Annotated in this window: 19 protein-coding genes; 14 read left to right on the plus strand and 5 right to left on the minus strand. The window is 66.6% G+C overall.

Going from position 1 to position 23885, the window contains the following annotated elements:
• Nucleotides 1-339 precede the first annotated feature (339 nt).
• Entirely contained in the window at nucleotides 340-537 is a 198-nt protein-coding gene (locus AC3WT6_RS05665; protein WP_492652585.1) for a hypothetical protein, read from the minus strand.
• A 308-nt stretch (nucleotides 538-845) separates the two neighbouring features.
• Here AC3WT6_RS05665 and AC3WT6_RS05670 point away from each other — a divergent pair, with 308 nt between their 5' ends.
• The 6 genes from AC3WT6_RS05670 (at nucleotide 846) to AC3WT6_RS05695 (ending at nucleotide 11827) form a co-directional block, all read left to right on the plus strand.
• A complete protein-coding gene (locus tag AC3WT6_RS05670) occupies nucleotides 846-1292 on the plus strand; it encodes an SRPBCC domain-containing protein (RefSeq protein WP_492652586.1) in 447 nt (148 codons plus the stop codon).
• Nucleotides 1271-3067 carry a CoA transferase gene (locus AC3WT6_RS05675; protein ID WP_492652587.1) on the plus strand — a complete coding sequence of 599 codons (1797 nt, stop codon included), beginning with the start codon at nucleotides 1271-1273 and terminating at the stop codon, nucleotides 3065-3067. Before AC3WT6_RS05670 ends, AC3WT6_RS05675 begins: the two co-directional genes overlap by 22 nt.
• Nucleotides 3061-4461 (plus strand): amidohydrolase family protein, encoded by a 1401-nt coding sequence (locus AC3WT6_RS05680; RefSeq protein ID WP_492652588.1) that lies wholly within the window; start codon nucleotides 3061-3063, stop codon nucleotides 4459-4461. The genes AC3WT6_RS05675 and AC3WT6_RS05680 overlap by 7 nt, the downstream gene beginning before the upstream one ends.
• Nucleotides 4462-4742: 281 nt before the next feature.
• Entirely contained in the window at nucleotides 4743-9095 is a 4353-nt protein-coding gene (locus AC3WT6_RS05685) for a PAS domain S-box protein (protein ID WP_492652589.1), read from the plus strand.
• A gap of 89 nt (nucleotides 9096-9184) precedes the next feature.
• Entirely contained in the window at nucleotides 9185-10486 is a 1302-nt protein-coding gene (locus tag AC3WT6_RS05690) for a diguanylate cyclase (protein ID WP_492652590.1), read from the plus strand.
• A 162-nt stretch (nucleotides 10487-10648) separates the two neighbouring features.
• On the plus strand, nucleotides 10649-11827 hold the full coding sequence (locus tag AC3WT6_RS05695) for a CehA/McbA family metallohydrolase (protein ID WP_492652591.1): 1179 nt from the start codon (nucleotides 10649-10651) through the stop codon (nucleotides 11825-11827).
• A gap of 24 nt (nucleotides 11828-11851) precedes the next feature.
• Here AC3WT6_RS05695 and AC3WT6_RS05700 read toward each other — a convergent pair whose 3' ends face one another.
• A complete protein-coding gene (locus AC3WT6_RS05700; protein ID WP_492652592.1) occupies nucleotides 11852-12664 on the minus strand; it encodes an amidohydrolase family protein in 813 nt (270 codons plus the stop codon).
• Between the two features lie 115 nt (nucleotides 12665-12779).
• Here AC3WT6_RS05700 and AC3WT6_RS05705 point away from each other — a divergent pair, with 115 nt between their 5' ends.
• The 8 genes from AC3WT6_RS05705 to cysC all read left to right on the plus strand — a co-directional run bounded on the left by AC3WT6_RS05705 (nucleotide 12780) and on the right by cysC (nucleotide 20200).
• Complete coding sequence (locus AC3WT6_RS05705; protein ID WP_492652593.1) at nucleotides 12780-13553, plus strand: TetR/AcrR family transcriptional regulator; 774 nt, start codon at nucleotides 12780-12782, stop codon at nucleotides 13551-13553.
• 48 nt (nucleotides 13554-13601) lie between these two features.
• Entirely contained in the window at nucleotides 13602-14891 is a 1290-nt protein-coding gene (locus AC3WT6_RS05710) for a cytochrome P450 (RefSeq protein WP_492652594.1), read from the plus strand.
• An 18-nt stretch (nucleotides 14892-14909) separates the two neighbouring features.
• Entirely contained in the window at nucleotides 14910-15074 is a 165-nt protein-coding gene (gene rd / locus AC3WT6_RS05715; RefSeq protein ID WP_492652595.1) for a rubredoxin, read from the plus strand.
• Nucleotides 15075-15100: 26 nt separating this feature from the next.
• Entirely contained in the window at nucleotides 15101-15583 is a 483-nt protein-coding gene (locus AC3WT6_RS05720; protein ID WP_492652596.1) for a DUF2505 domain-containing protein, read from the plus strand.
• Nucleotides 15584-15696: 113 nt separating this feature from the next.
• Entirely contained in the window at nucleotides 15697-17073 is a 1377-nt protein-coding gene (locus AC3WT6_RS05725) for a DUF1329 domain-containing protein (protein ID WP_492652597.1), read from the plus strand.
• A gap of 67 nt (nucleotides 17074-17140) precedes the next feature.
• On the plus strand, nucleotides 17141-18007 hold the full coding sequence (locus tag AC3WT6_RS05730) for an SDR family NAD(P)-dependent oxidoreductase (protein WP_492652598.1): 867 nt from the start codon (nucleotides 17141-17143) through the stop codon (nucleotides 18005-18007).
• Nucleotides 18008-18074: 67 nt separating this feature from the next.
• Nucleotides 18075-19571 (plus strand): aldehyde dehydrogenase family protein, encoded by a 1497-nt coding sequence (locus AC3WT6_RS05735; protein ID WP_492652599.1) that lies wholly within the window; start codon nucleotides 18075-18077, stop codon nucleotides 19569-19571.
• The gene (gene cysC / locus AC3WT6_RS05740; RefSeq protein WP_492652600.1) at nucleotides 19568-20200 is read left to right on the plus strand and encodes an adenylyl-sulfate kinase; all 633 of its coding nucleotides are present in this window, start codon (nucleotides 19568-19570) and stop codon (nucleotides 20198-20200) included. Before AC3WT6_RS05735 ends, cysC begins: the two co-directional genes overlap by 4 nt.
• A gap of 118 nt (nucleotides 20201-20318) precedes the next feature.
• Here cysC and AC3WT6_RS05745 read toward each other — a convergent pair whose 3' ends face one another.
• Genes AC3WT6_RS05745 through AC3WT6_RS05755 form a run of 3 tightly spaced genes read right to left on the minus strand, consistent with a single transcriptional unit; the run spans nucleotide 20319 to nucleotide 23845 of the window.
• A complete protein-coding gene (locus AC3WT6_RS05745; protein WP_492652601.1) occupies nucleotides 20319-20849 on the minus strand; it encodes a nuclear transport factor 2 family protein in 531 nt (176 codons plus the stop codon).
• 14 nt (nucleotides 20850-20863) lie between these two features.
• Nucleotides 20864-22225, minus strand: coding sequence for a DUF1329 domain-containing protein (locus AC3WT6_RS05750; RefSeq protein ID WP_492652602.1), 1362 nt, complete (start codon nucleotides 22223-22225; stop codon nucleotides 20864-20866).
• Nucleotides 22226-22252: 27 nt separating this feature from the next.
• On the minus strand, nucleotides 22253-23845 hold the full coding sequence (locus tag AC3WT6_RS05755; protein ID WP_492652603.1) for a DHA2 family efflux MFS transporter permease subunit: 1593 nt from the start codon (nucleotides 23843-23845) through the stop codon (nucleotides 22253-22255).
• Nucleotides 23846-23885: the final 40 nt, after the last annotated feature.

Genomic DNA, 23885 nt, shown 5'->3' on the forward strand with positions numbered 1-23885 from the left:
AACCATTCATTCCGTTCGCCGTTTTCTCCTGTGGGAAAACACTCAATATGGGAATTCGGGATGAAACGATCAGGTCTTGTGGCCGGTTTTTGCTGTGTCGCTCTGTTTAGCTCCAGTAGTCTTGCGGCGGCTGAAGGTCTTGGCCTGCAATTGCAGCTCCGCTTCGGTGGTCAGTCAGCGCCGCAACGCATGGAGTTGGCCTGGCAGGCGCCACGCGGGCTATTTGGGCCGTTGGCAGAGCAGATTGAGGCCAGATCGCTGAATGCGTCGCTTCTGACATCGGAGTGGCAGCAAGGGAAAACTCGAACCAGTGTCTTGGGCGTACCGCTCGGCGGTGATTCACAGGCTTGGCGGCTGAATGCCGATGGTGATCGCGGTGTTGCCGGTTGGCTCTGGGGCGGAGTCGCCGTTGTCGGAGCCCTGGTACTGGTGGGCATGGCAGGCGGTGGTGGTGGCGAGAATGACGGCGGCCAGAGCGACCGCCCCAGTGCCTCTGGCGGACCCAGCGTGGACGTCGGCGGCTGCTAGATCGTGCAAACGAACTTGCAGGATCCGGCCAGTCCCAACATCTTCAACTGCAACATTGGTGGTGGTTAGCGAGGTGGGCAAAGTTCAGCGTGCCCACGCGCGTTCAACGCATCGACGCGTGGGCTGAAGCCCACCCTAAGCAGATATCCGGACAAGTGCCGTAGCCCGGATGCTATCCCGGTCATCGATGTTTGCTGGGGCAGAACCCCGGGCTTCGTCCGGGCTGCCGCCAAGGCCACTCTCATCCGCACGCGGGAGGCGTTATCGTCGGCTTCAGCGAAACTAACGCCTACAAGAAACGCGACCGGAAACCGCCGATGTTCGTCATCGAAAAGACCCTGGAAATCAAAGCCCCCGCAGCCGTGGTCTGGGAGGTCATCACCGACGTGTCGAAGTACCGGGAATGGAATCCCTTCCAGGTCGAATTCCGCACCACGTTCAAGCCCGGCGACCCCATCGACATGCAGGTGAAGCTGCTCGGCAGGCCGCAGCCGCAGCGTGAATTCGTGAAGGAGTACGTCGAGGGCAAGCGCTTCGTCTACTGCATGAAGCCGGTGCCGGGCACGCTGTCCAGCCTGCGCTCGCAGGAGGTTGAGGCACTGGGGCCGGAACTGACGCGCTATCGCTCGCACTTTCATCTCGCGGGCTGGTTGCGGCATGTCGTCGTCGCCCTGCTCGGGCGCCGGCTGCAAGCCGGATTCGCGGGCGCCATCGCCGGTGTGCAGACGCGGTCTGAAGCGCTGTGGGCGCAGCGCAAGGCCTGAGCCCCGACGCCGGCGCCGAGGCGCCCGAGCAAGTCGCGCGTGCCTACGCGCAGCGGCTGCTGAGCGCGCTGGGCGTAGCCCCCGAGAGAGAGCTGGCGCTGCCGGATGAGCACCCGGCGCTGAGCTGGGCCGACTCCGGTCTGATGGCGCTCACCGGTCGCGCCGACGGCCCGCCTTGCCTGTTGCCGAGCGCGCTCGCCGCCTGCGCCGACGGTGCCCTAGCGGCACTCGCCAGCCTCGCGCCCGCCAGCACGCTCGATGGCCTGCGCGGCTCGCAGCTCCTGGCCGAGCGCGCGGCCTATACCGGCTACTCGCGTGCCGGCGCGGTGTCGATGGGCGGCAGTTGCCGGCTGCTGGCGACCGCCGATGGCGAACTCGCCGTGAACCTGGCCCGCGACGACGACTGGGCCTTGCTGCCGGCCTGGCTGGAGACCGAAGTGGACGCCGATTGGCCCTCGGTCGCCGCCGCACTGCGCGAGAGGTCCACGTCGGCCCTGGTGGAGCAAGGCCGCTTGCTGGGCCTGGCGCTGGCGCGCAGCCCGGAGCCGCGGCTCCCGCCTTGGCTGCTGGCCACGCACCGGCTCAGGGCCGTGCAAGTTGTTCCCCTCTCCCCTCGTGGGAGAGGGGTAGGGGAGAGGGGGGCGCGCAGCGTGCCTCTCAGCTTCGCAAAGGAACTGCGCGGCAGCATGACCGATGCCGAAAAGGCGCTGTGGTACCAGCTGCGCGCCGGCCGTCTGAAAGGCCATAAATTCAAGCGCCAAGCGCCGCTGGGGCCTTACATCCTCGACTTCGTTTGCTTTGGCTCGAAGCTGGTCGTGGAGCTTGACGGCAGCCAGCATCTGGATAGCGCCTCCGACCCCCAGCGTGATGCCTGGCTACGGAGTGAGGGCTTTCGTGTGCTGCGGTTCTGGAATCATCAGGTACTGAACCAGGGCGGTGCGGTTCTGGAGGAGATTCTGCGCCAACTGGAGGGCCCCCTCTCCCCCGCCCCTCTCCCACAAGGGGAGAGGGGTTTGAGGCACCGCAGGCGGCATCCGCGCGTGGTCGATCTGTCCTCGCTCTGGGCTGGGCCTCTGTGTGCTCATCTGTTGCAGCGCCTGGGCGCCGAGGTGGTCAAGGTCGAAAGCACGCAACGCCCCGACGGCGCCCGGCGCGGCTCGCCGGAATTCTTCGACCTGCTCAATGCCGGCAAGCGCAGCGTCGCGCTCGATCTCGCCAGTGCCGCCGGCCGCGAGCAGCTGCGCGCGTTGTTGGCGGAGGCCGACATCGTCATCGAGGCTTCGCGGCCGCGTGCGCTGCGGCAGATGGGCATCTCGGCCGAGCAGCTGCTGCGCGAAAACCCGGGGTTGACCTGGCTCAGCCTGAGCGGCTACGGCCGCGAGCCGGAGTGGGAAAACGCCATCGCCTATGGCGACGATGCCGGCATCGCCGCCGGCCTGTCAGCGCTGCTGCGGCAGTCGCACGGCGAGTCGTTGATCTGCGGCGACGCCATCGCCGATCCGCTCAGCGGCATCCATGCCGCGCTCGCCGCCTGGGCCAGCTGGCGCCAGGGCGGCGGGCAGCTGCTGGCCCTGTCCCTGGCTGGTGTGGTGCGTGCGGCGCTGGACTTCGATACGCCGTCCGATGTGCCGGCCCGGATGGCCGACTGGAGCCGGGTGCTAGCGCACAGCGGCCAGCCGGTGGCGGCGCCACGCCGTCGCGCGGCGGCTGGAACGGCGGCGGCGCTGGGCGCGGATATCGCAGCCGTTCTGTCGGAGTGGGGGCTGGCATGCTGATCCGCGAAGCCGAGCTGCCCGGCGGGCTCATCGCCGACCTGCGCGTCGCCGCCGGCCGCATCGCCGAGATCGCGCCGCGTCTGCCGCGGCTCGGCGCCGACGAACCCCTGGTCGAGGCGCAGGGCGGCGCGCTGCTGCCGGGGCTGCACGACCATCACCTGCATCTCTATGCGCTGGCAGCGGCGCTGGACTCGGTCCCCTGCGGTCCGCCGCAGGTCCACACCACGGACGAACTGCGCGCACAGCTGCGGGCGCGGACGCGTGAGCTGGCGCCGGGCGAATGGCTGCGCGGCATCGGCTATCACGAGTCGGTGGCCGGTGAACTGGACCGCGACGCGCTCGATGCCCTTCTGCCCGACGTGCCGCTGCGCATCCAGCAGCGCAGTGGCCGGCTCTGGCTGCTCAACTCCGCCGCGCTGGCCGAGATCGAATCGGCGAATGGCGACGACCCGCTGGAGCGCGTCGACGGCCGCGCCACCGGCCGCCTCTACGATGCCGACGACTGGCTGCGTGGCCGCCTGCCGCGCCGGCCGCTGAGCTTGGCGCGGGCGAGCCGCCTGCTGGCCAGCTACGGCGTCACCGGCGTCACCGACACCACGCCGAACAACGATCTCGCCGCCGCCGAGGGCTTCGTCGCCGCGCAGGCGCGAGGCGAACTGCTGCAGAACCTGATGCTGATGGGCGACGCCAGTCTCGATGCCCTGCCGGACCGGCCGGGCTTGCTGCGGGGCGCGCGAAAATTCCACCTGCACGATCACGAGCTGCCGGACTTCGAGGTGCTCTGCGCCGACATCCGCGCCAGCCATCGCGCCGGCCGCGCCGTGGCCTTCCACTGCGTCAGCCGCACCGATCTGGTGTTCGCGCTCGGCGCCCTGCGCGAGGCCGGTGTGCGCGAGGGTGATCGCATCGAGCACGCCTCGGTGCTGCCGCCCGAGCTGCTGGAGGAAGTCGCCGCACTGCGCCTCACGGTGGTGACCCAGCCCAATTTCATCGCCGAGCGCGGCGATGCCTATCTGCGCGAGGTCGCCGCCGATGATCAGCCCTGGCTGTACCGTCTGCGCAGCCTACTTGATGCCGGCATCCCCGTCGGTGGCGGCAGCGATGCGCCCTTCGGCGATGCCAACCCCTGGCTGGCGATGCAGGCCGCGGTGACGCGGCGCAGCCGCGCCGGCCAGCGGATGGCGGTCGGCGAGGCCTTGAGCCCCGAGCAGGCGCTGGCCCTGTTCACTACGGCGGCGACGGCGCCGGGTGGGCCGCCCCGGCGTATCGCCCTGGGTTCTAGCGCCGAGCTGGTCCTGCTGGATCGCCGCTGGTCGCTGGCGCGCGAGAATCTGTCGGCCCTGCGCGCGCGCCTGGTGCTGAGAGCCGGTGAGCGGATCTTCGATCTGGTCTGACTGAGCCGCAGGCTCGCCACACCGACCGGTGCCGCCGTGGCAGGATTGACCCAAGTCATTGCTGTAACGAGGGCCGGGCACTACATCAAACCAGCTCGCAGCGACGCTTTCGCTAGGGACGGAAGCGCATCGCCGCCATCCGGCGCGTTGCGAGCGGACCGCTACCGGGGGTTCTATGTCGATCAGGGCCAACACCAGCAGCAAGGACGCCTTACCGGCGCGGACGATGCGTTCCGGCACCGGTGGTCTTGCGTGAGCGGGCTGGCGCCGGAGCGGCCGTGATGAGCGACGTCATCCGCATCTTGATGCTGGAAGACGAGGCGGAAGCCGCCGAGATCAATGCGCGCGCGCTGAGCAAGGCTGGGTTGGTTTGCCACACGCAGCGGGTGGCGACTCGGCAGGCGTTTCTGGAGGCGCTGGACGCCTTCCGGCCAGACCTAGTGCTCGCCGATTTCAAGCTACCGGGGTTTGATGGCGGCGAGGCGCTGCGTCTATTGCGCGAGCGCCACCCGGAAATTCCCTTCATTCTGGTCACCGGCGCGCTTAGCGACGACGCTGCGGCCGAGCTGATCAAGGCAGGTGCCGCCGACTTCGTGTTGAAGGACCGTCTGGCCCGGCTGGGTCCTGCGGTGCGCATGGCGCTAGCCGCGCGTGCCGACGCTACCCGACGCCAGGCCGCTGAAGCCGAAGCACGGGCCTCCGAGGCCCGTTACCGCGGTCTGTTCGAGTCCAGCCGCGACGGCATCGTGCAGATAGATCTGCGCGGCCGGCTCACCGAATTCAACCAGGCCTACCTGGACCTCCTGGGCTACAAGCGCGAGGAGCTGTTGGGGCGCCACTACGCTGAGATCACCGCTCCGCAATATCTGGCGATGAATGCCGAGGTGCTCGAAAAGCAGGTGCCGCAGCGAGGCTATTCCGACGAATACGAAAAAGAGTACATCCACAAGGACGGCAGCCTGGTGCCAGTCTCGGTACGGGCGTTCGCGGTGCGCTCGGAGTCGGGCGCGATGCTGGGTACCTGGGCCAATATCCGCGACATTCGCGAGCGCCGCCAGGCCGAGCGGGTGTTGAAGGCGAGCGAGGTCTGGTTCCGCTCCCTGATCGAGGGCACCTCCGACATCGTCGCGGTGATTGGCGCCGACCTCAAAGTCCGCTACATCAGCCCGGCGGTGCAGGCCATGGGCGGGTACGAGCCGGCGGAGCTGGTCGGCAGCGAGCTGCGCTCGCTGGTGCATCCGGATGACCTTGCCAGCATCGAGCGTGGCTTGGCGGAGCTGCTGGAGCACCCGGAGAGAACCACCAAGACCGAGGCGCGTTACCGGACCAAGGCGGGCGTCTGGCGCAACACCGAGGCGATGAATCGCAACCTGCTGGCGGTGCCGGCGGTGGCCGGCATCGTCGTCAACCTGCGCGATATCACCGAGCGCAAGCAGGCGGAAGCGGCCTTAAGGGAGAGCGACAGGCGGTTCAGCGTCTTGCTCGAAACCGTGCAACTGGCGGCGGTGATGCTCGATGTCGAGTCCAGGATCACCTACTGCAATGACTACTTCCTGCAGCTGGTCGGCGAAACGCGCGAGGCGGTGCTGGGCAAAAACTGGTTCGAGCGCTTTGTGCCGCCCGCCGGCGCAGGCGAACTGGCCGAGGTGTTCAGCGGGCTATTGGCCGACCAGACGGAAGCCCAGCACCACGAAAACGAGATTCTGACCCGCAGTGGCGAGCGGCGCCTGATCCGCTGGAACAACTCGGTGCTGCATTCTGCCAATGGCGAGGTGATCGGCACCGCCAGCATTGGTGAGGACATCACCGAGCGCAAACGCGCCGACGAGGCGCTGCGCGCCTCGCAACAACTCATCGAGGGGATACTCAACACCATCCCAGTACGGGTGTTCTGGAAAGACCGCCAGCTTGTGTACCTCGGCGGCAACGCGGTTTTCGCCCACGACGCCGGCCTGTCCGAGCCCAGGGATCTGGTCGGCAAGACCGACTTTCAGCTCGGCTGGCGCGAACAGGCGGAGCTGTACCGGGCCGATGATCTTGAGGTCATCAACAGCGGCAAGGCCAAGATCTTCATCGAGGAGCCGCAGACCACCCCGGATGGCCGGCACATCACCTTGCTGACCAGCAAGCTGCCGCTGCTCAACGACAGCGGTGAGGTGGTTGGCGTGCTCGGCACCTACGCCGATATCACCGAGCTCAAGACCAGCCAGCAGAATCTCAAACTGTTCCGCGAGCTGATCGACCAGTCCGCCGATGCCATCGAGGTGGTCGACCCGCTCACACAGCGGTTTCTCGACGTCAACAAGACCGGCTGCCGGGATCTGGGCTACAGCCGCGAGGAGCTGCTGACGATGAAGGTGCCTGACATCGACCCGGGGTTCACCGCGGCGGTACAGGCCAAGATGGAGCTGGCTCTGAAGAAGTCGGAAATGGTGGTCATGGAAAGCAGCCACCGGCGCCGCGACGGCTCCAGCTTTCCGGTGGAAGTGAGCGTCAAGCGCGTCGAGCTGGACCGGCTCTACAACGTCGTCGCGGTGCGCGACATCAGCGCGCGCAAGGCGATGGAGGCGAGCCTGCGGCTCGCCAATCTGCTGATCGAACAGAGCCCCACGGTGCTGTTCCGCTGGGCGGCGAAGCCGGGCTGGCCGGTGGACTATGTGTCGCAGAACGTACGCCAGTGGGGCTATGAGCCTGACGAATTGCTGTCGGGGAAAAAGGCGTTTGCTGATCTGATCCACCCCGACGATCTGCCGCAGATTGCCAAGGAGGTGGCGGCGCATCTGGCCAGCGGCGCCAAGCAGTTCGCGCAGGTGTACCGCATCCGCAGCAAGGCCGGCGCGGTGATCTGGGTCGATGACCGCACCACGGTCGAGCGCGATGCCCAGGGCCAGCCGGTGTTTTTTCAGGGCGTGGTGCTGGACATCACCGAGAGCAAGCTGGAGGAGGAGCAGCGCAAGGCCAGGCTGCTGCGCGTGCAGGCGCAGCTGCAGGCCCTGGGCGAGATCATCCATTCCAGCGCGCTGGCCGCCGGCGATGTCGAGACGCTGGCACACGAGATCACCGAGCGAGTGGCGCGGGTAGCGCGGGTCGAGCGGGCCAGCATTTGGCTGTTTGACGCCACCGAGTCCGAGCTGCGCTGCGTCGACCTCTACGAGGCGACTCCGGCGCGCCACTCGGCCGGCTTGGTGATGAAGGAGCACGAGTATCGCAACGAGTTCCGCGCGTTCAAGGAGTCCAGCTTTGTCGATGCCGACCAGCCGCTGAGCGATGCGCGCACCAGCGGCTATGTCGAGAGCTACATCAAGCCGCTGGGCATCACCTCCATGCTCGACGTCGTGGTGCAGGTGGCCACCAAGAATGTCGGGCTGCTGTGCCTGGAGCACGTCGGGCCTGAGCACCATTGGGAAACCGACGAGATCGCCTTTGCCAGCCAGCTCGCCGATCAGATCGGCTTTGCCTTGACCACTGCGCGGCAGCTGGAGACCGAGCACCGTCTGCGCCGGGTGAACCGCACGCTGAAGTCCTTGAGCGCCTGCAACTCGGCGGTGGTCCATGCGGTGAGCGAAGAGCAGCTGCTGCAGCGGATGTGCGAGGTGGCGGTGGAGTCGGGCGGCTACAAGATGGCCTGGGTCGGCTACGCCGAGCAGGACGCGGCACGGACGATCCGGCCGGTCGCCAGGGCCGGCGACGGCGCCGACTACGTGCAGAACGCCAAGTTCAGCTGGGCGGACGACGAGGCGGGCCGCGGCCCCGCCGGACTCAGCGTCCGCACCGGCGAAGTGCAGGTGATTCGCGATATCGCCAATGCGCCGTCGATGCGCTCATGGCATGAGGCGGCCAGTACCCATGGCTATCGCTCCATCGTCGCGCTGCCGCTGAAAGGGGCCGCCGGCAACTTCGGCACGCTGGTCATCTACGCCGGCGAAGTCGGCGCTTTCGCCGCCGAGGAGCTGGCGCTGCTCACCGAGATGGCGGGCGACCTCGCCTATGGCATCACCGCCTTGCGTACCCAGATTTCCAACGAGCAGGGCTTGCAGCGCCTGGAGCGCAGCATGGAGGCCACCGTGGAGGCGCTCGCCAGCACGGTGGAGATGCGCGACCCCTACACCTCCGGCCACCAGAAGCGGGTTGCCAACCTGGCGGTGGCCATGGCGCGGGTCATGGGCCTGAGTGCTTCGCGCATCCAGGGCCTGGACCTGGCGGCCAGCATCCACGATATCGGCAAGATCCGGGTTCCGGCGGAACTCCTCAACAAGCCAGGGGCGCTGTCCGACATCGAGTTCCGGCTCATCCAGGCCCATGCCCAGACCGGCTACGAGATCCTCAAGGACGTGAGCTTTCCCTGGCCGATCGCCGACATGGTCCGCCAGCACCACGAGCGTATCGACGGCAGCGGCTACCCGCAGGGCCTGAAAGCCGAGCAGATTCTGCAGGAGTCGAAGATTCTCGCGGTGGCCGACGTGGTGGAGGCGATGTCTTCGCACCGACCGTATCGGCCGGCTCGCGGCATCGAGCCGGCACTGGAATTCATTCTTCGCGAGCGTGGCAAAACCCTGGACGCCGAGTCGGTCGATGCCTGCGTGACCTTGTTCCGGAAGCAGGGCTACCAGATGCCGCTCTGGAAGACCGACTGAGGCCTGCCTGCGCGGCGCTGATACGGGTCAATGTGGTTGACTGCGGGCCATGCCAGACTTGAAACGTTCTTCCATTCCGCGAGTGCGCCATGAGTCCTACAGCCAGCGCCACTGCTACCGAGATTGCCGATGGGCTCAGTGCGCAGAAGCTGCTTGCCCACTTCCCCCTACCTGGCCTGATCCTGCGCAAGGACGGCAGCCTGATGTTTGAAAACGAGCTCGCCCGGCAACGATTGTCCTCGGGTTGGCTGACCGCTAACAGCGCGCAGCTGCTGGCGCTAGGCGCCGGCGAGCAGGTTGGGGCGATGTCGGTGCCCGATGTCAGCGGTTCGCCACGCAAGACCACCGTCTATGCCACGCCGCTGGGTGAGCAAACGGTGGTGGTCTTCGACGACCGCGGTTCAGCGGGCGCCTCAGATGCGGTGGAGTTGCAGGGGCGTATCGTCGAACTGGAACGGCTCAGCGCGACTGATCGCCTGACCGGACTCTGGAACCGCCGCCATTTCGACGAAGTGGTTGCCCGCGAGCTGGCGTTCTCCGAGCGCGAGCACAGCCCGGTCAGCCTGCTGGTCTTCGATCTGGATCACTTCAAGCGGGTCAACGACCAGTTTGGGCATGCGGTAGGCGACGAGGTTCTGCGGACCACGGCCCTGCGGCTGCGCGAAAACGCGCGCCAGATCGATCAGGTGTTCCGCTGGGGCGGCGAGGAATTCGCAGTGCTCGCGCCGGCCACCTCTGGTCTTGCGGCGACCGTAGTTGCCGAGCGGCTGCGCGCCGGCATCGCCAGTTCGGCGTTTCCGGTCGCCGGGGCGGTGACGATCAGCGCCGGGGTGGCCGAGCACCTCGCCGGCGAAGCAGCGACGCTGTGGTTTGAGCGCGCCGACGCAGCGCTCTACCGGGCCAAAGAGCAGGGCCGCGACCGCGTGGTGACCGCCCCCGGAGGCGCCTCCGAGGTCTGGCGTCGTCGGGAGCAGGCCTCGGCGCTGCAGCTGGTCTGGTCGGACCAATGCGTCAGCGGCCATGCGCTGATTGACGAAGAGCACCATGGTCTGTTCGATGCCGCCAACAGCCTGGTCGCGGCGATGACCGATGGCGGTCTGACTTCGCAGGCGATCCTGGATCAGGTGGATAACCTGGTCGCCGCGGTGGCCCGCCACTTCGTCGACGAGGAAAAAGTGCTGACCGAGATCGGCTACCCGGAGCTGGTCGAGCATCAGGGGCTGCATGCCAAGCTGCTGGCCGATGCCCGCCAGCTGCGTGAGGCGGTGCACGCCGGCCGCAGCACCCCCGGCGAGGTGGTGGAATTCCTGGCCTACGAAGTGGTCAACCGCCACATACTGAAGGCCGACCGGCGCTTCTTTCCCTTTCTCTCCGGGCACGGCAAGGCCTGATTGCTTGGTCGCCATGCCGGTCTAGTGACTCGCAGGGCCAGCCTCCATCGGCATGACAACCTAATGCAGGGCGTCCTTAGGCAAATTTTCTCCGCATCTCGTCAAGGGAGCTTCAAGTCCGCGCGCTAGTCTGCCGGGCTCGTCTACACCGCCTCGTACGCCATGCGCCCTGCCCACTGCCTTGCCTTGTCGCTGCTGCTGACCGCCTGCCAGGATGGCGGCACGCCGGATGCGCTCCCGCCGCTGACTGGCGCGCCAGCCTTGCCGCCGATCGAGAGCCTCGACGGCGGCGTCTGGATGAAGGGCGATCTGCATCTGCACTCCCAGCACAGCAGCGATGCCGCCGACCACCCCATGGCCGGCCTGGTGGCGCTGGCCGAGACGGTGGGCATGGACTACTTCCTGGTCACCGACCACGACAGCCATGTCGAGGGCGACGTCGCCACCCACACCTGGGCCGACCCCGACTACCGCTCGGCCTCGATGGTGCTGCTCTACGGCGCCGAGTGGACCACCCATCGCGGCCACGGCAACACCATCTCGGCGCGGCCCTACGACCACCAGAGCTTCTACGCAGTGCGCGACGAGCTGGATACGGTGATCGCCGCCAAAGCCAGGGAGCTGGGCTTTCACTTTTCAACCAACCATCCCAGTGGCGGCGACAGCTGGGATTTCAGCTACGACATGGTGCGCTCGCTGGAGGTCTGGAACTCCTCGATCTGGTCGCGCAACGCCGGCGCGCTGATCATCTGGGACGATCTGCTCAAGTCCGGGCGCCGGATCGCCGGACGTGGCGGCAGCGATTCCCACCACAGCTTCAGCGCCGATCCTGCGACCTGGACCGCCAATGTGTTCGAGAGCGCCTTCAACGATCTCGGCACGCCCACCACCTGGGTGTATGCGCGTGAGCGCAGCGCCGAGGGCGTGGTGCTTGGGCTCGACAGTGGCCGGGTGGCGGTGAGCGCCGCGCCGGGCGGCGCGCGGGTGGAGTTCTACGCCGACCGCGACGGCGACGGCGCCATGGACATGATGATGGGCGACGTCGCCAAGGCCAGTGGCGAGCCGGTGAACTTTCGCGTCGACATCGTCGGCGGCGAGGCGCAGTTGGGTCTCTACACGGTGAAGGTGGTGAAGGACGGCGCCGAGTTTGGGAGCTATCAGAGCGCCGGCGCCTCGGTGAGCTTCAGCGACACGCCGGCCGCTGGCCAGCGCAGCTATTACCGCGTCGAGGTGCAGGGCCTGCCGGCACCCTACCCGCAGGTGCCGGGCGCGGCGCTGCTGAGTGCCGGCATGGTCGGGCTGTCCAACCCCATCTACTTCGACTTCTATCCGAAGCAGTAGCCGTCGGCGCCCAAACGTGAGCGGTTAGGAGCCAAGCCGGAATACGCGCTGGGCATTGCCGCCCAGGAACAGCGCCTGCGTCTCGGCGTCCAGGCCCAGTTGCTTCAAGCCTTCCAGCGCCTTGGCCGGGGTGATCATTGGGTAGTTGGTGCCGAACAGCACCTTGCTCTGGCCATGGCCGCGCAGGTATTCCACCAGCGCCGCCGGGTAGCGCTTGACCGTGTAGGCGCTGGTGTCGATGTAGACGTTTTCGTGCTTGCTGGCGACGGCGATGGCCTCTTCGGTCCAGGGCCAGCCGATGTGGCCGGCGACGATCACCAGCTCCGGAAAGTCCAGCGCCACCTGGTCGAGGTAGATCGGCCGGCCGACTTCGGAAGGCATCAGGGGGCCGGTATGGCCGATCTGCGTGCAGAAGGGGACGCCCAGTTCGCAGCAGGCGGTGTAGACGGGGTAGAAGCGGCGGTCGGTGGGCGGGACTTCCCACAGCCAGGGCAGTACGCGGATCGCCTTGAAGCCCAGCTCCTGCACGCAGCGGCGGATCTCGCGCACCGCCGCCATCGGCTTGCGGATGTCCACCGAGCCGACACCGAGCAGCCGCTCCGGCGCCTGTGCGACGAAGCCGGCGACCTCCTCGTTGGCGATCATCACCCGGTGCGGCGCCACCCAGGCGCTGATCAGGCTTTTGCCGACCGCGCCCTGATCCATCGCGGCCAGGGTCATCGCCACCGGCAGCTCGCGCGTCGGCAGCGGTGCCTTGGTCCAGCGTCGCAGGGAGTCGAAGATCGGGTCCTGCGCGTGGCGCAGGGTAGGGTGCTGAGCCCAGGCGTCGATGATCATGGTGGGTCCGCGCTGGTGTAAGTTGGGGTCTCATCTTCGGGCAGGGGCCTGACCAGCACCAGCTCTCGTCCGTCCAGGGTAGGACTTGCGGGTTAGGGCTCCTGAAACTGCCGGCATGACTACAACCAGGATCGCCGTGCGCCGTCCGCCCGGCATCGCCAACACCAACGAGGAGGTCGCCACGCCCGCGCGCGTCGGCCGGCCGCCGCGGGTGAGCGTGCAGGCGATCATTGCCGCGGCCCTGCAGCTGGGTCTGGAGCAGGTGAGCTTGAAGCAGATCGCCCGGCATCTGGGTGTGGCGCCGGCCACCCTCTACCGCCATGTGCGCAACCGCAACGAGCTGCTGCGGTTGGCGGCGTTCGAGCTGACGCTGGCGCGGCGCCTGCCCAGCGGCAACACCGAGCACTGGTCGGAGCTGGCGACCCGTTACGCCGAGACGCTGTTCGAGTCCTTCGTCGCCGAGCCGCAGCTGATGAACGAGCTGCTCAAGGGCCGGCTCGGGCCGCACGCCGAGATCGACCTGCTGGATCAGTTCCTCGCCGCGGTCTGCCAGCACGGCTTCAGCCCCGACCAGGGCGTGCGCCTGTTCCACAGCATCGGCACGCTGATGCTGGGCGCGGCCGCCGGCGCCATCGGTCTGCAAGCCAGCCGCGACTCCGGCCAGCCCTGGAACATCGCCATGCACGAGGCCCTGGCCCGCCGCGACCGCGACGAGCTGCCCTATGTGCGGCAAGTGTTTCCGCAGGCCCTGGACCGCCAGCCGCACCACTGGCTGCCGGCCTTGCGCGCGCTGCTGGCCGGGGTGGCCAGCCTGCGCGGCGAGGTGCTGCCGGAGCCCAGTCTGCAGCAGGCGGTGGCGGCGGCACGCCAGCCCGCCGACCGGCACTGAGTTCGCAAACATCAAGCCGCATAGACGGCAATTCGAGAGGAGAGAGCCATGAGCAGCAACCCCGTCGCCGCGACCAGCGGCCGCCCGGAAATCGACGGCACGGTCTTCAACCCCTATTCCAAGGACTACATCCGCGATCCGCATCCGGTGTGGCAGCGGCTGATCCGCGACTACCCGCTGGCCTGGCACAAGGATCTGCAGATGTGGCTGGTCAACAGCCATGCGCTCTGCGATCAGGTGCTCAAGGACAATCGCTTCACGCCCAACTTCCGTGCCTGGGAGCTGGCGCCGCCGCCGAAGGCGGAGGCTGACAAGACCGACTTCGACCTGGCCTACGAGAAGGGCTTTTTCGCCGTCTCCGCCAAGGACCATCTGCGCCTGCGCAAGCTGACTCTGCCGGCGTTCTCCAAGCCGGTGATGGGCAAGATCGACGCCAAGATCCGCGACCTGGTGGTGGAGTGCTTCGACGCGCTGGGCGAGGCCGAGAGCTTCGACGTGTACGAGGCCATCGCCAGCAAGCTGCCGGTGCGGGCGATCTCGCGCATGGTCGGCGTGCCCACCGACATGGAAGAGTTCTTCCACGAGTTCGCGGTCAACATCATCAAGGCCACCCGCATCAACATCTCGGCCAAGGAGCGCGAGGCCTCGGTGGAGCTGACCAAGCCTGGCTTCGCCTACTTCAAGGAACAGATCGCCGAGCGCCGGGCGCTGGCGCATCCCGGCGATGACTTTCTCGGCAGCCTGATCGGCGCGGTGGACAATGGCGAGCGGCTCGACGACTACGAGATCCTGTCGGTGGTGTTCGCACTGATCACCGCCGGCTCCGACACCGCCACCGATCTGCACACCTTCGCCATCCACGGCCTGCTCAGCAACCTCAAGCAGTACGAGCTGCTCAAGCGCCAGCCGCAGCTGATGGAAAACGCCATCATCGAGCTGTTGCGTTATGGCTCCTTCGGTAAGGTGCCGTTCTTCCGCTTTGCCAGCGAAGACATCGAGTTTCACGGCCAGACCATCCGCAAGGGTCAGGCGGTGGGAGTGAACATCAGCTGCGCCTGGAACGATCCGGCCAAGTATCCGGACTGGAACCAGCTCGACTTGCAGCGGCGGCTGGACGGCAACCTGGTATTTGGCGCCGGCGCGCACTTCTGCATCGGCACCTATCTGGTGCGGGTACAGGGCGGGCTGATGATCTCCGAGTTCATCAAGCGCTACCCGGAGGCCGAGCTGCTCGACGGCACCGGCGAGCTCGACTACGACTACAAGCACCACAATGCGCGCCGCATCAACCGTCTGCTGGTGCGCACCAATCGTCTCTCACTCCAACAAGCGGCTTGAATCCTTCAGGAGAGCGTCATGAAAAAATGGATCTGCATCATCTGTGGCCATGTCTACGACGAGGCCAAGGGCATGCCCCAGAGCGGCATCGCGCCGGGAACCGCCTTCGCCGACCTGCCCGAGGACTGGGTCTGCCCGGAATGCGGCTCGCCGAAGGAATCCTTCGAGCCGCAAGACGAATAAGCCGCCTATAAGAAACAGGAGAGTTCATGAAGCACGAAATGCAGTCCCGCTATCCCGCGCCCTCGTCGGTGGTGATGAAGATGTTCGCCGACCGCAACTTCCACACCCAGAAGCTGGACTCCACCGGCTATGCCGGCAAGTACCAGGTGCTGAACTGCGTGAGCGACGCCAAGAGTTTCAGCATCAAGATCGAGCGCAAGGTGCCGGTGTCGATGCCGGGCATGGGCAAGAACGCGCCGGAATCGACCGTGGTCAACGACGAGAGCTGGGATCTGGCCAGCAAGACCGGCCGGGTGGTGGTGGAGCTCAAGGGCATGCCGCTGGACATGTCCTGCGTGACCTCGATGCGCGATGAAGGCCAGGGCTGCGTGGTCAACTTCGCCTGGGACATCAAGTCGAAGATTCCGCTGGTGGGCGGCACCATCGAGAAGATGGTGGTGAACGACATGGTCAAGAAGGCCGACGAAGAAACCCAGGCCGCCATCGCGCTGTTGAAGAACTATCGCTGAGTCCGGCGCGCCCGCCACGGCGCGTGACGATGGCGAGCATACTCGGTTCGGACGAGGCGCCAGCCTCGCTTGCGCCTAGCATTCACACAACGAAAACCGGAGGAGACACGGTAATGAAATCGACGACCAAGGTCGCTCTAAAAACAGGCGCGCTGGCATTCATGCTGGCGTTGCCGATGCAGGCCGCATTGGCCAAGGTGCCCGCCGCCAAGGCAGCGGAACTCGATGGCCCGAAGTACACCTGCAACGGCGCCGAGCGCGCCGGCACGGCCAGCGGCGTCGCCGAATTCAGCGGCAAGTACGTCGGCACCTGGCCCGGTCAGAGCAAGCCCTTTGGCTACGAGCCCGGCCCCTATGCCGACGAAAAGCCGAAGTTCACCATCAGCGGCGACAACTTCGCCCAGTACGCCGACAAGCTCACCGAAGGCCAGAAGGCGCTGCTGAAGAAGTACCCGAAGTCCTACCGCATCAACGTCTACCAGAGCCATCGCGACTTCGGGAACATGCCCTGGGTCTGCGAGACGGTGAAGAAGAACGCGGTGAGTGCGGAAGTCGTGCACGACGGCCTGGGCATCACTGGCACCACCGGCGCGATTCCCTTCCCGTTCCCGGCCTCCGGCCTGGAAGCGGTGTGGAACACCATCAACCCGCACCGTGCCTCCACCGAGCAGGCGGTCACCGATATTGCCGACGTCTACGCCAACGGCAGCATCGCCTGGGGTCGCAACAAGTTCATGACCTACAACCCCGGCAACGATCCCGAGAAGCGCGGCTCGTTCCAGGAAAAGATCAACTCCTACTTCTACACCAGCTACATCCTGCCGGAGCGCGACAAGGGCTTCACCGCCGTCGGCTACCAGCCCAACGACTTCACCAAGGATGCCACTGCCAGCTGGCAGTACAGCCCCGGCATCCGCCGCGTGCGCCAGGCGCCGGAGGTGGGCTTTGACTACCCGGTGCCGCCGGCCGGCCTGCGTACCGTCGATGACGACTACGGCTTCAACGGCTCGCCCGAGCGCTACACCTGGAAGCTGATCGGCAAGAAGGAAATCTACGTCCCCTACCACAACTTCAAGATCAACGACCCGGCGATCAAGTACAAGGATCTGATCAAGCCGGATACCGTGAACCCGGAGTACGTGCGCTACGAGCTGCACCGCGTCTGGGTGGTGGAAGGTACCTTGAAGTCCGGCGTGCGCCACATCTACAGCAAGCGCGTGCTCTATCTCGATGAAGACGCCTGGATGACGCTGTGGGCGGACAACTACGACGGCCGGGGCCAGCTCTGGCGCGCCAACTTCGTCAACTTCTTCTACTCGCAGGAGTCGAAGGCCTTCCATCGCGGCGCGACCATCTATCACGACCTGTCGTCCGGCGCCTACGAGGCAGGCTATCTGGTCAACGAGCGTGGCAAGGACTGGTGGCGCATCAACCAGCCGATGAAGCCGGCGATGTTCAGCCCGGAAGCCGCGGCCCGCGGCGGGCACTGAGTCCGGGAGTTTTCATAACGGGGCGGCAACGGTTGCCGCCCCGTTTTCATGTGAGGGATCTGATTCTGTGAAGACCGCATTCATTACCGGCGCCAACGTCGGCCAGGCCAACCTGCTGGTCAAGGCGCTTTCGCAGCGCGGCTGGCGGGTGTTTGCCGGCGTGCTGCCGGGCGCGCCTACCGACCTCGCCAACAGCGATTCGGTCACCCTCGTCGATCAGGATGTCTCCAAGACCGAGTCGGTGCAGCGCAGCGCCGAGTTCGTCGAGAAGGCGCTGGCCGGCAAGGGCATCGACCTGCTGATGAACGTCGCCGGCGTCGCCAACATCGGCGTCGGTGTGCTGGAAGGCGCCGACCTCAGCCAGGCCGAGCGCCTGTTCCAGATCAACACCTTCGGCCAGCTGCGGGTGGTGCAGGCCTTTCTGCCGCTGCTGCGCAGGAACGCACCGGGCTCGCGCATCGCCAACTACAGCTCCGGCGCGATCATCGCCAATCCAGTCGGTGCCGGCGTCTACAACATGAGCAAGCACGCCATCCACGGCATGACGCTCACCCTGCGCCACGAGTTGGCGCCGTTCGGTATCCAGGTCACCTCGATCATCCCCGGCGGCGTGCTCACCGCGATGTCGGCCAATGCCCACGAGAACACCAAGAAGACCTGGGCCATGCAGCCGGAGGCGGTGCGCAAGGCCTACGACCCTTACCTCAAGAAGGTGATGGAGCAGGTGCTGCCCGACATGCTGGAGAAGAGCGGCGCCACGCCCGAGCAGGCGCTGGAAGGCACGCTGAAAATCCTCGACAAGAAGAAGTGGGCGCCGATGGAGCTGCTGGGCAAGGACGTGAAGCCCATGGGCCTGATGCGCCGCCTGCTGTCCGACAGTCAGCTCGAAGCGATGATGCGCTCGGCGTTCAAGATTCCCTCGTACAAGGCTTAGTCGAGCCGCCCCCACCCCGGCCCTCCCCCGCTCGCGAGGGAGGGAGCAATAGCAAGAGGAAGAAACCATGAACGCTCCCGTCACTCCGCCGACCGAGCTGCGCCGTTTGTTCGATCGCCTCGCCGCCAAGGCGCCGGCGATTCGTGAAACGACCGCCGAACAGCGCGCCGACAAGCTGCTGAAGCTGCTCAAGGCCACGCTCGCCGCGCGCCCGGCGATTCTCGAGGCCGCCCGCAAGGAGCTGCGCCTCACCGATACCGACATCGACGCCCAGCTGCTGATGGTCAAGGGCGAGGCCGAGTTCATGGCCCAGCACCTCAAGCAGTGGATGGAGCCGGGCAAGATCCAGGGCACGCTGATGACCCTGGGCAAGAAGTGCTACGTGCAGTACGAGCCCAAGGGCGTGGTCTTGAACCTCGCGACCTGGAACGCGCCGATCGCCATCGGCCTGGTGCCGCTGATGGGCGCCATCGCCGCCGGCTGCACCATGCTGCTCAAGCCCAGCGAGCTGGCGCCGCATTCGGCGCAGGTGCTGGCCGACATCATCGCGAGCGTGTTCCCGGAAGACGAGTTCGCGGTGGTGCAGGGCGGCCCCGAGGTCGCGCAGGAAATCCTCACCCTGCCGTTCAACCACATCTTCTTCATCGGCGGTCACGCGGTCGGCCGGCTGGTAATGAAGGCCGCCGCCGAGCACTTCGCCTCCATCACCCTGGAGATGGGCGGCAAGAACCCGGTCATCGTCGATGCCAGCGCCGACCTCGCCGAGGCCGGCAAGAAGATCTCCTGGGGCCGGGTCGCCAACTGCGGCCAGGTCTGCCTGGCGCCCGACTACGCCCTGGTGCACGAGTCGGTACAGCGGCCCTTCATCGCCGCGCTCTCGGGCGCGATGCAGGCCCAGTACAACGCCAGCGGCGCCGGTTTCCAGAAGTCGGCCGAGTTGCCGCGCATCGTCAACCGCCGCCACTTCGACCGCATCAAGGGCCTCTTGGACGACGCCATCGCCAAGGGCGCGGTGGTGGAGTGCGGCGGCGAGACCGATGGCGACGATCTGTTCATCGCGCCCACCGTGCTGTCCAACGTCAACAACAGCATGCGGATCATGACCGAGGAGATCTTCGGGCCGATCATCTGCGTCGTGCCGTTCAAGAATCGCGAAGACGCGGTTGCCGAGATCAAGACCCGGCCGAAACCGCTGGGCTCCTACATTTTCGCCAAGGACCGCGCCGCCATCGACTACTGGCTGGGGCACACCACCTCCGGCAGCACCGTGGTCAACCACAACCTGATCCAGTCCGGCACCAATGCCCACCTGCCGTTCGGTGGCGTGAACTCCAGCGGCATCGGCCGCATCGGCGGCCACTACAGCTTCCTGGAGTGCTCCAACCAGCGCGCCGTGGTCGAGGACGGCCCCGGCATCGGCGATCCCGACATGATGTTTCCGCCGTATTCCGACAAGTACAAGGAGGCGATTGGCTGGATGCTCAACAAGGGTGTCAAAATGCCGGATGCCGTCCTCAACTTCATGGGCGGCCTCCTCAAGCTCACCAACGCCTTCAAGAAATGACCGCTAGCTCAACCGCTGTGAAAGCCACCAACGTCGTCTGGCACGACGGCGAAGTCTCCCGTACCGACCGCTACCGCATCCTCGGCCAGAAGGGGGCCACGCTGTGGTTCACCGGCCTGTCCGGCAGCGGCAAGAGCACCGTCGCGGTGGCGCTGGAGAAGGAGCTGGCCAAGCGCGGCCGGCTTTGCTACCGGCTCGATGGCGACAATATCCGCCTCGGCATCAACAAGAACCTCGGCTTTTCCGCCGAGGACCGCACCGAGAACATCCGCCGCATCGGCGAGATCGCCAAGCTGTTCGTCGACACCGGCGTGCTGGCGCTGACCAGCTTCATCAGCCCCTACCGCGCCGACCGCGACAGCGCCCGCGCCCTGCACGAGCAGGCCGGCATGGACTTCATCGAGGTCTATGTCGACTGCCCGCTGGACGAGGCCGAGAAGCGCGATCCCAAGGGTCTGTACAAGAAGGCGCGCGCCGGCGAGATCAAGAATTTCACCGGCATCAGCGATCCCTACGAGGCGCCGGAAAAGCCCGAGCTGGTGCTGAAGACCGCCGAGATGAGCCTGGACGAGGAAGTGGCGGCGGTGATCGCCCTCCTGGAAAAGCGCGGCATCCTGCTCGCGGTCTGAGACGGCATTGCAACTTATTTGCCCTACCGCGCATCAGAGAGAGGTAGCCGGCGCATCGCCGACCAACCATCCCTGGTGACAGCTGCCCCGGCCCTGCCGGGGCTTTTTTTGCGTCGCTTCAGGCAGCGGGCAGCCCCTGGCTCAGCTGGGCGATCAGCCGGCGCTTGGTCGGTACCACCCAGTTCGCTTTCAGCGTAGTCGACAGCAGGCCGGCCGCTTCCAGCTCGTCGCAGAGTTTCATCTGGTGGGCGAGGTCGAACAGGTCGAGCTGGTAGGTGAACAGGCCGTCGTCGCCGACGGTGATGAAGGACACACCCGGGGTCTGGTAGTAGCTGCCGTCGGCGCGCAAGCCCGGCCCGCGGTTCCACCAGTGGGTGATGATCTGGTTGCCGTGGCTGGTGTAACGCTCGATGGGAAAACTCCAGCCCTCCCAGCCCACCATCATGTCGCGGCCGTAATGGGTGGCGCGGATCTCGTCGCGGTTCTTGGCGTACACCCGCATTGTGCCGGCGTACTCGCAGAGGTACTCGCAGTCCGGGGCATAGAACTCGTCGGCGATCCAGGCCCATTCGTTGCGGCGGGCGGCTTCGACAAAAGCGGCCTGCAGCGCCTCGGCGCGCGCGGCGATCTGTTGCGGACTCAGTGGCATGGCGGTGCTCCTTATCAGTGACCGCTACGGGTCACGGCGTTGGGGTTGAACATCTGCGGGTTCAGATCGCTGCGGTTGAGCCGCCACCAGCCCTTGCCGGCTTCGTTGACCAGGTAGCCGGCCTCGTAGGCGCCGATGTTGAGGTCGTGGTAGATCGACACCCCGCGGTGGTAGGACTGGGCATCCGGCGCGTAGCGGTAGTTGACCATGGCGGTGCGCCAGAGCTGGCCGCGGGTGTCGTAGTTGTCGGCCCAATGCGCCAGCCAGTTGTCCTCGTCGGCGTAGATCACCCGCCGGCCATAGATGTGGCGCAGGCCCTTTTTCAGCGTCGCCTCGATCACCCAGACCCGGTGCAGCTCGTAGCGCAGGTAGTCGGGATTGAAGGTCTGCGGTGTCAGCAGCTGCTCGTACTTGAGCGCCGGGTCGTTGATGCGGAAGTTGTTGTAGGGGATCAGGAGCTCGCGCTTGCCGAGCAGCTTCCACTGGTAGCGCTCGGGCGAGCCATTGAACAGATGATCGTCATCGACGGTGCGCAGGCCCGAGGGCGGAATGGCGTAGTCGAAGGCGATGTCCGGCGCCTGTCGTAGTCGCCGCGTGCCCGGGTTGTACTGCCAGACATGGGTGCTGCCGTCCTTGAAGTTGAACGGCTGAAAGCCCACCCCGATGCTGCCCTTGTCGCGCGCAGGCAGCAGCACCTCGGAAAGGAAGTAGGCGGCGATGTTGTTCTCGACCTTGCCGCTGCCGTCCGGCGCCGCGCCCGGTGCGAGGGTGAGGTACTTCATCTTGCCCCAGGCGATCTTGCCGTTGGCGAAGACATCGGCGGTATCGACGGTGGCGGTCTCGTTCCAGACGTGGCGGGTGGCCATGAGGTTCCAGACCGCCTCCAGGCCGCTGGCCGGGAAGGGGAAGGGAATGCCGCCCTGCGCACCCGCCAGTTCCAGACCCTCGCTCTTCAGGCTCGCGGTCTCCAGATTGCGGCGGGTCTGCTCGCAGGCCAGGTCGGGGAAGCGGAAGTCGCGATGGCTGGGGTAGACCGGCATCCGGAAACTCTTCGGATACTTGGCGAACAGGGCCTTCTGGCCCTCGCTCAGCAGCGCGGCGTACTGGCCGGCGTTGTCGGCGGTGATGGTGTAGAGCGGCTGCTCGTCGGCGTAGGGGCCGGGATCGTAGCCCTGAGCGCTCTTCATGCCCGGCCAGCTGTCCAGCCACTGACCGCGGTAGGCCGCCACGCCACTCTTGCTGCCGGCGCGTTCGGCGCCGGTGCAGGTCAGCCTGGCGCCGCCCAGTTCGGCACCGCGCGCCGCGACGGTTGTCGTCTGCGCCAGCGCGCTTGCGGCCAGGCTGCCCAGCAGCAGGCCGGCGATGATGATTTTCATGTCTCCTCCGTCCTTTGGTATCGACCGCTAGTGCGCCACGCCGACCTCCGTGTCCGGTCGTGGTTTCTCGATCAGCGGCACCAGCAGCAGCGTCGCCGCCACCAGCACGCCAAGCAGCAGATACATGTCGTTGTAGGCCATGGTCAGCGCCTGCTGCTGGGCCAGCTGGTTGAGCAGGCCCAGGGCGCGCGGATCGCTCTCGCCGCCCGGCCCCAGCTGCGCGGCGGCGCCGTGCAGATAGTCGTAGACGCCGCTGCGCTCGCGGCTCAGCGTCGCCGCCAGGTCCTGCCAGTGCAGCCAGAGCCGACCGTTGAGCAGGGTGCCGACCATCGCCAGGCCGATGGCGCCGCCGAGGTTGCGAGTGACGGTGTAGAGGCCGCTGGCGTTCTTGACCTCCTCGCTGGGCATGGTGCCGAGCGCCAGATTGGTCATCGGGATGAAGGCGAAGATCATCCCGGCGCCACGCAGGATCTGCGGCCAGAGGAATTGCTGGTGCCCCCAGTCGGCGGTCATGTGGCCGTTGATCCAGGAGCCGGTGGCCACCAGCAGCAGGCCGACGGCGATGATCTGCCGCGGGTCCATGCTGCGCGACAGCCGGCCCGCGACCGGCGCGGTGAGGAACATCGCCACGCCCTGCACCGCCATCACCTCGCCGATCTGCAGTGCGCTGTAGCCGCGCACCCGGCCGAGGAACAACGGGGTGAGATAGATCAGGGTGAACATGCTCATGCCCAGCACCAGCGACACCAGCGAGGTGAGGGCGAAATTGCGGTTGCGGAAGGCGCGCAGATCAACGATGGGGTGGTCGCAACTGAACATCCGCCAGAAGAACAGCGCGCCGCCGAGCGTCGCCAGCAGCGAGCAGATGGCGACGCTTTGGTTGGCGAACCAGTCCACCCGCGGACCTTCGTCGAGCGCATAGGTGAGGCAGCCGAGGAACAGAGCGAGGAAGGCCAGGCCCGGCCAGTCGGTGAGCTTGAAGATCTGCGGCTGCGGCTGATCCAGCTTCACCGTGCTCCAGACCCCCCAGGCGCAGAGCAGGCCCGGCCCGAGATTGACCAGGAACAGCCAGTGCCAGCTGGCGACGCCGGTGAGATAGCCGCCGACGCTGGGGCCGATGGAGGGCGCGAGGATTGCCATCAGGCCGCCGATCAGTTGCGGCAGCGCGCGGCGCTTGTCCTCGGGGAACAGCAGGAACATCGCCGCGAAGGCGGTGGGGATCATGCCGCCGCCGAGAAAGCCCTGCAGCGTGCGGAACAGGATCATCGAGGGCAGATCCCAGGCCAGGGCGCAGGCCAGGCTGGCGAGGGTGAAGCCAAGTGCCGAGAGCGTGAAGTAGACCCGCGTCGAGAGCAGGCGCGAGAGATAGCCGGACAGCGGAATGGCGATGACCTCGGCGATCAGATAGGCGGTCTGCACCCACTGGATCTCGTCGGCGCTGGCCGACAGGCCGGCCTGGATCTGGTTGATTGAGCTGGCGACGATCTGGATGTCGAGGATGGCGATGAAGCTGCCCAGCGAGATCGCCAGGAAGCCCAGCCATTCGCGGCGATGGCGCTCGCGCGCCTGGTCCAGGGTTTCGTCCAGCGGCAGGCCGGAATCGAGGCTGGCGGTGCTCAAGGTGCGCCCGCCGCGGCGCTCCTCCCACCGCTGGCGGGGG

Source organism: Stagnimonas sp. FW305-C-60 (genome assembly GCF_058782965.1).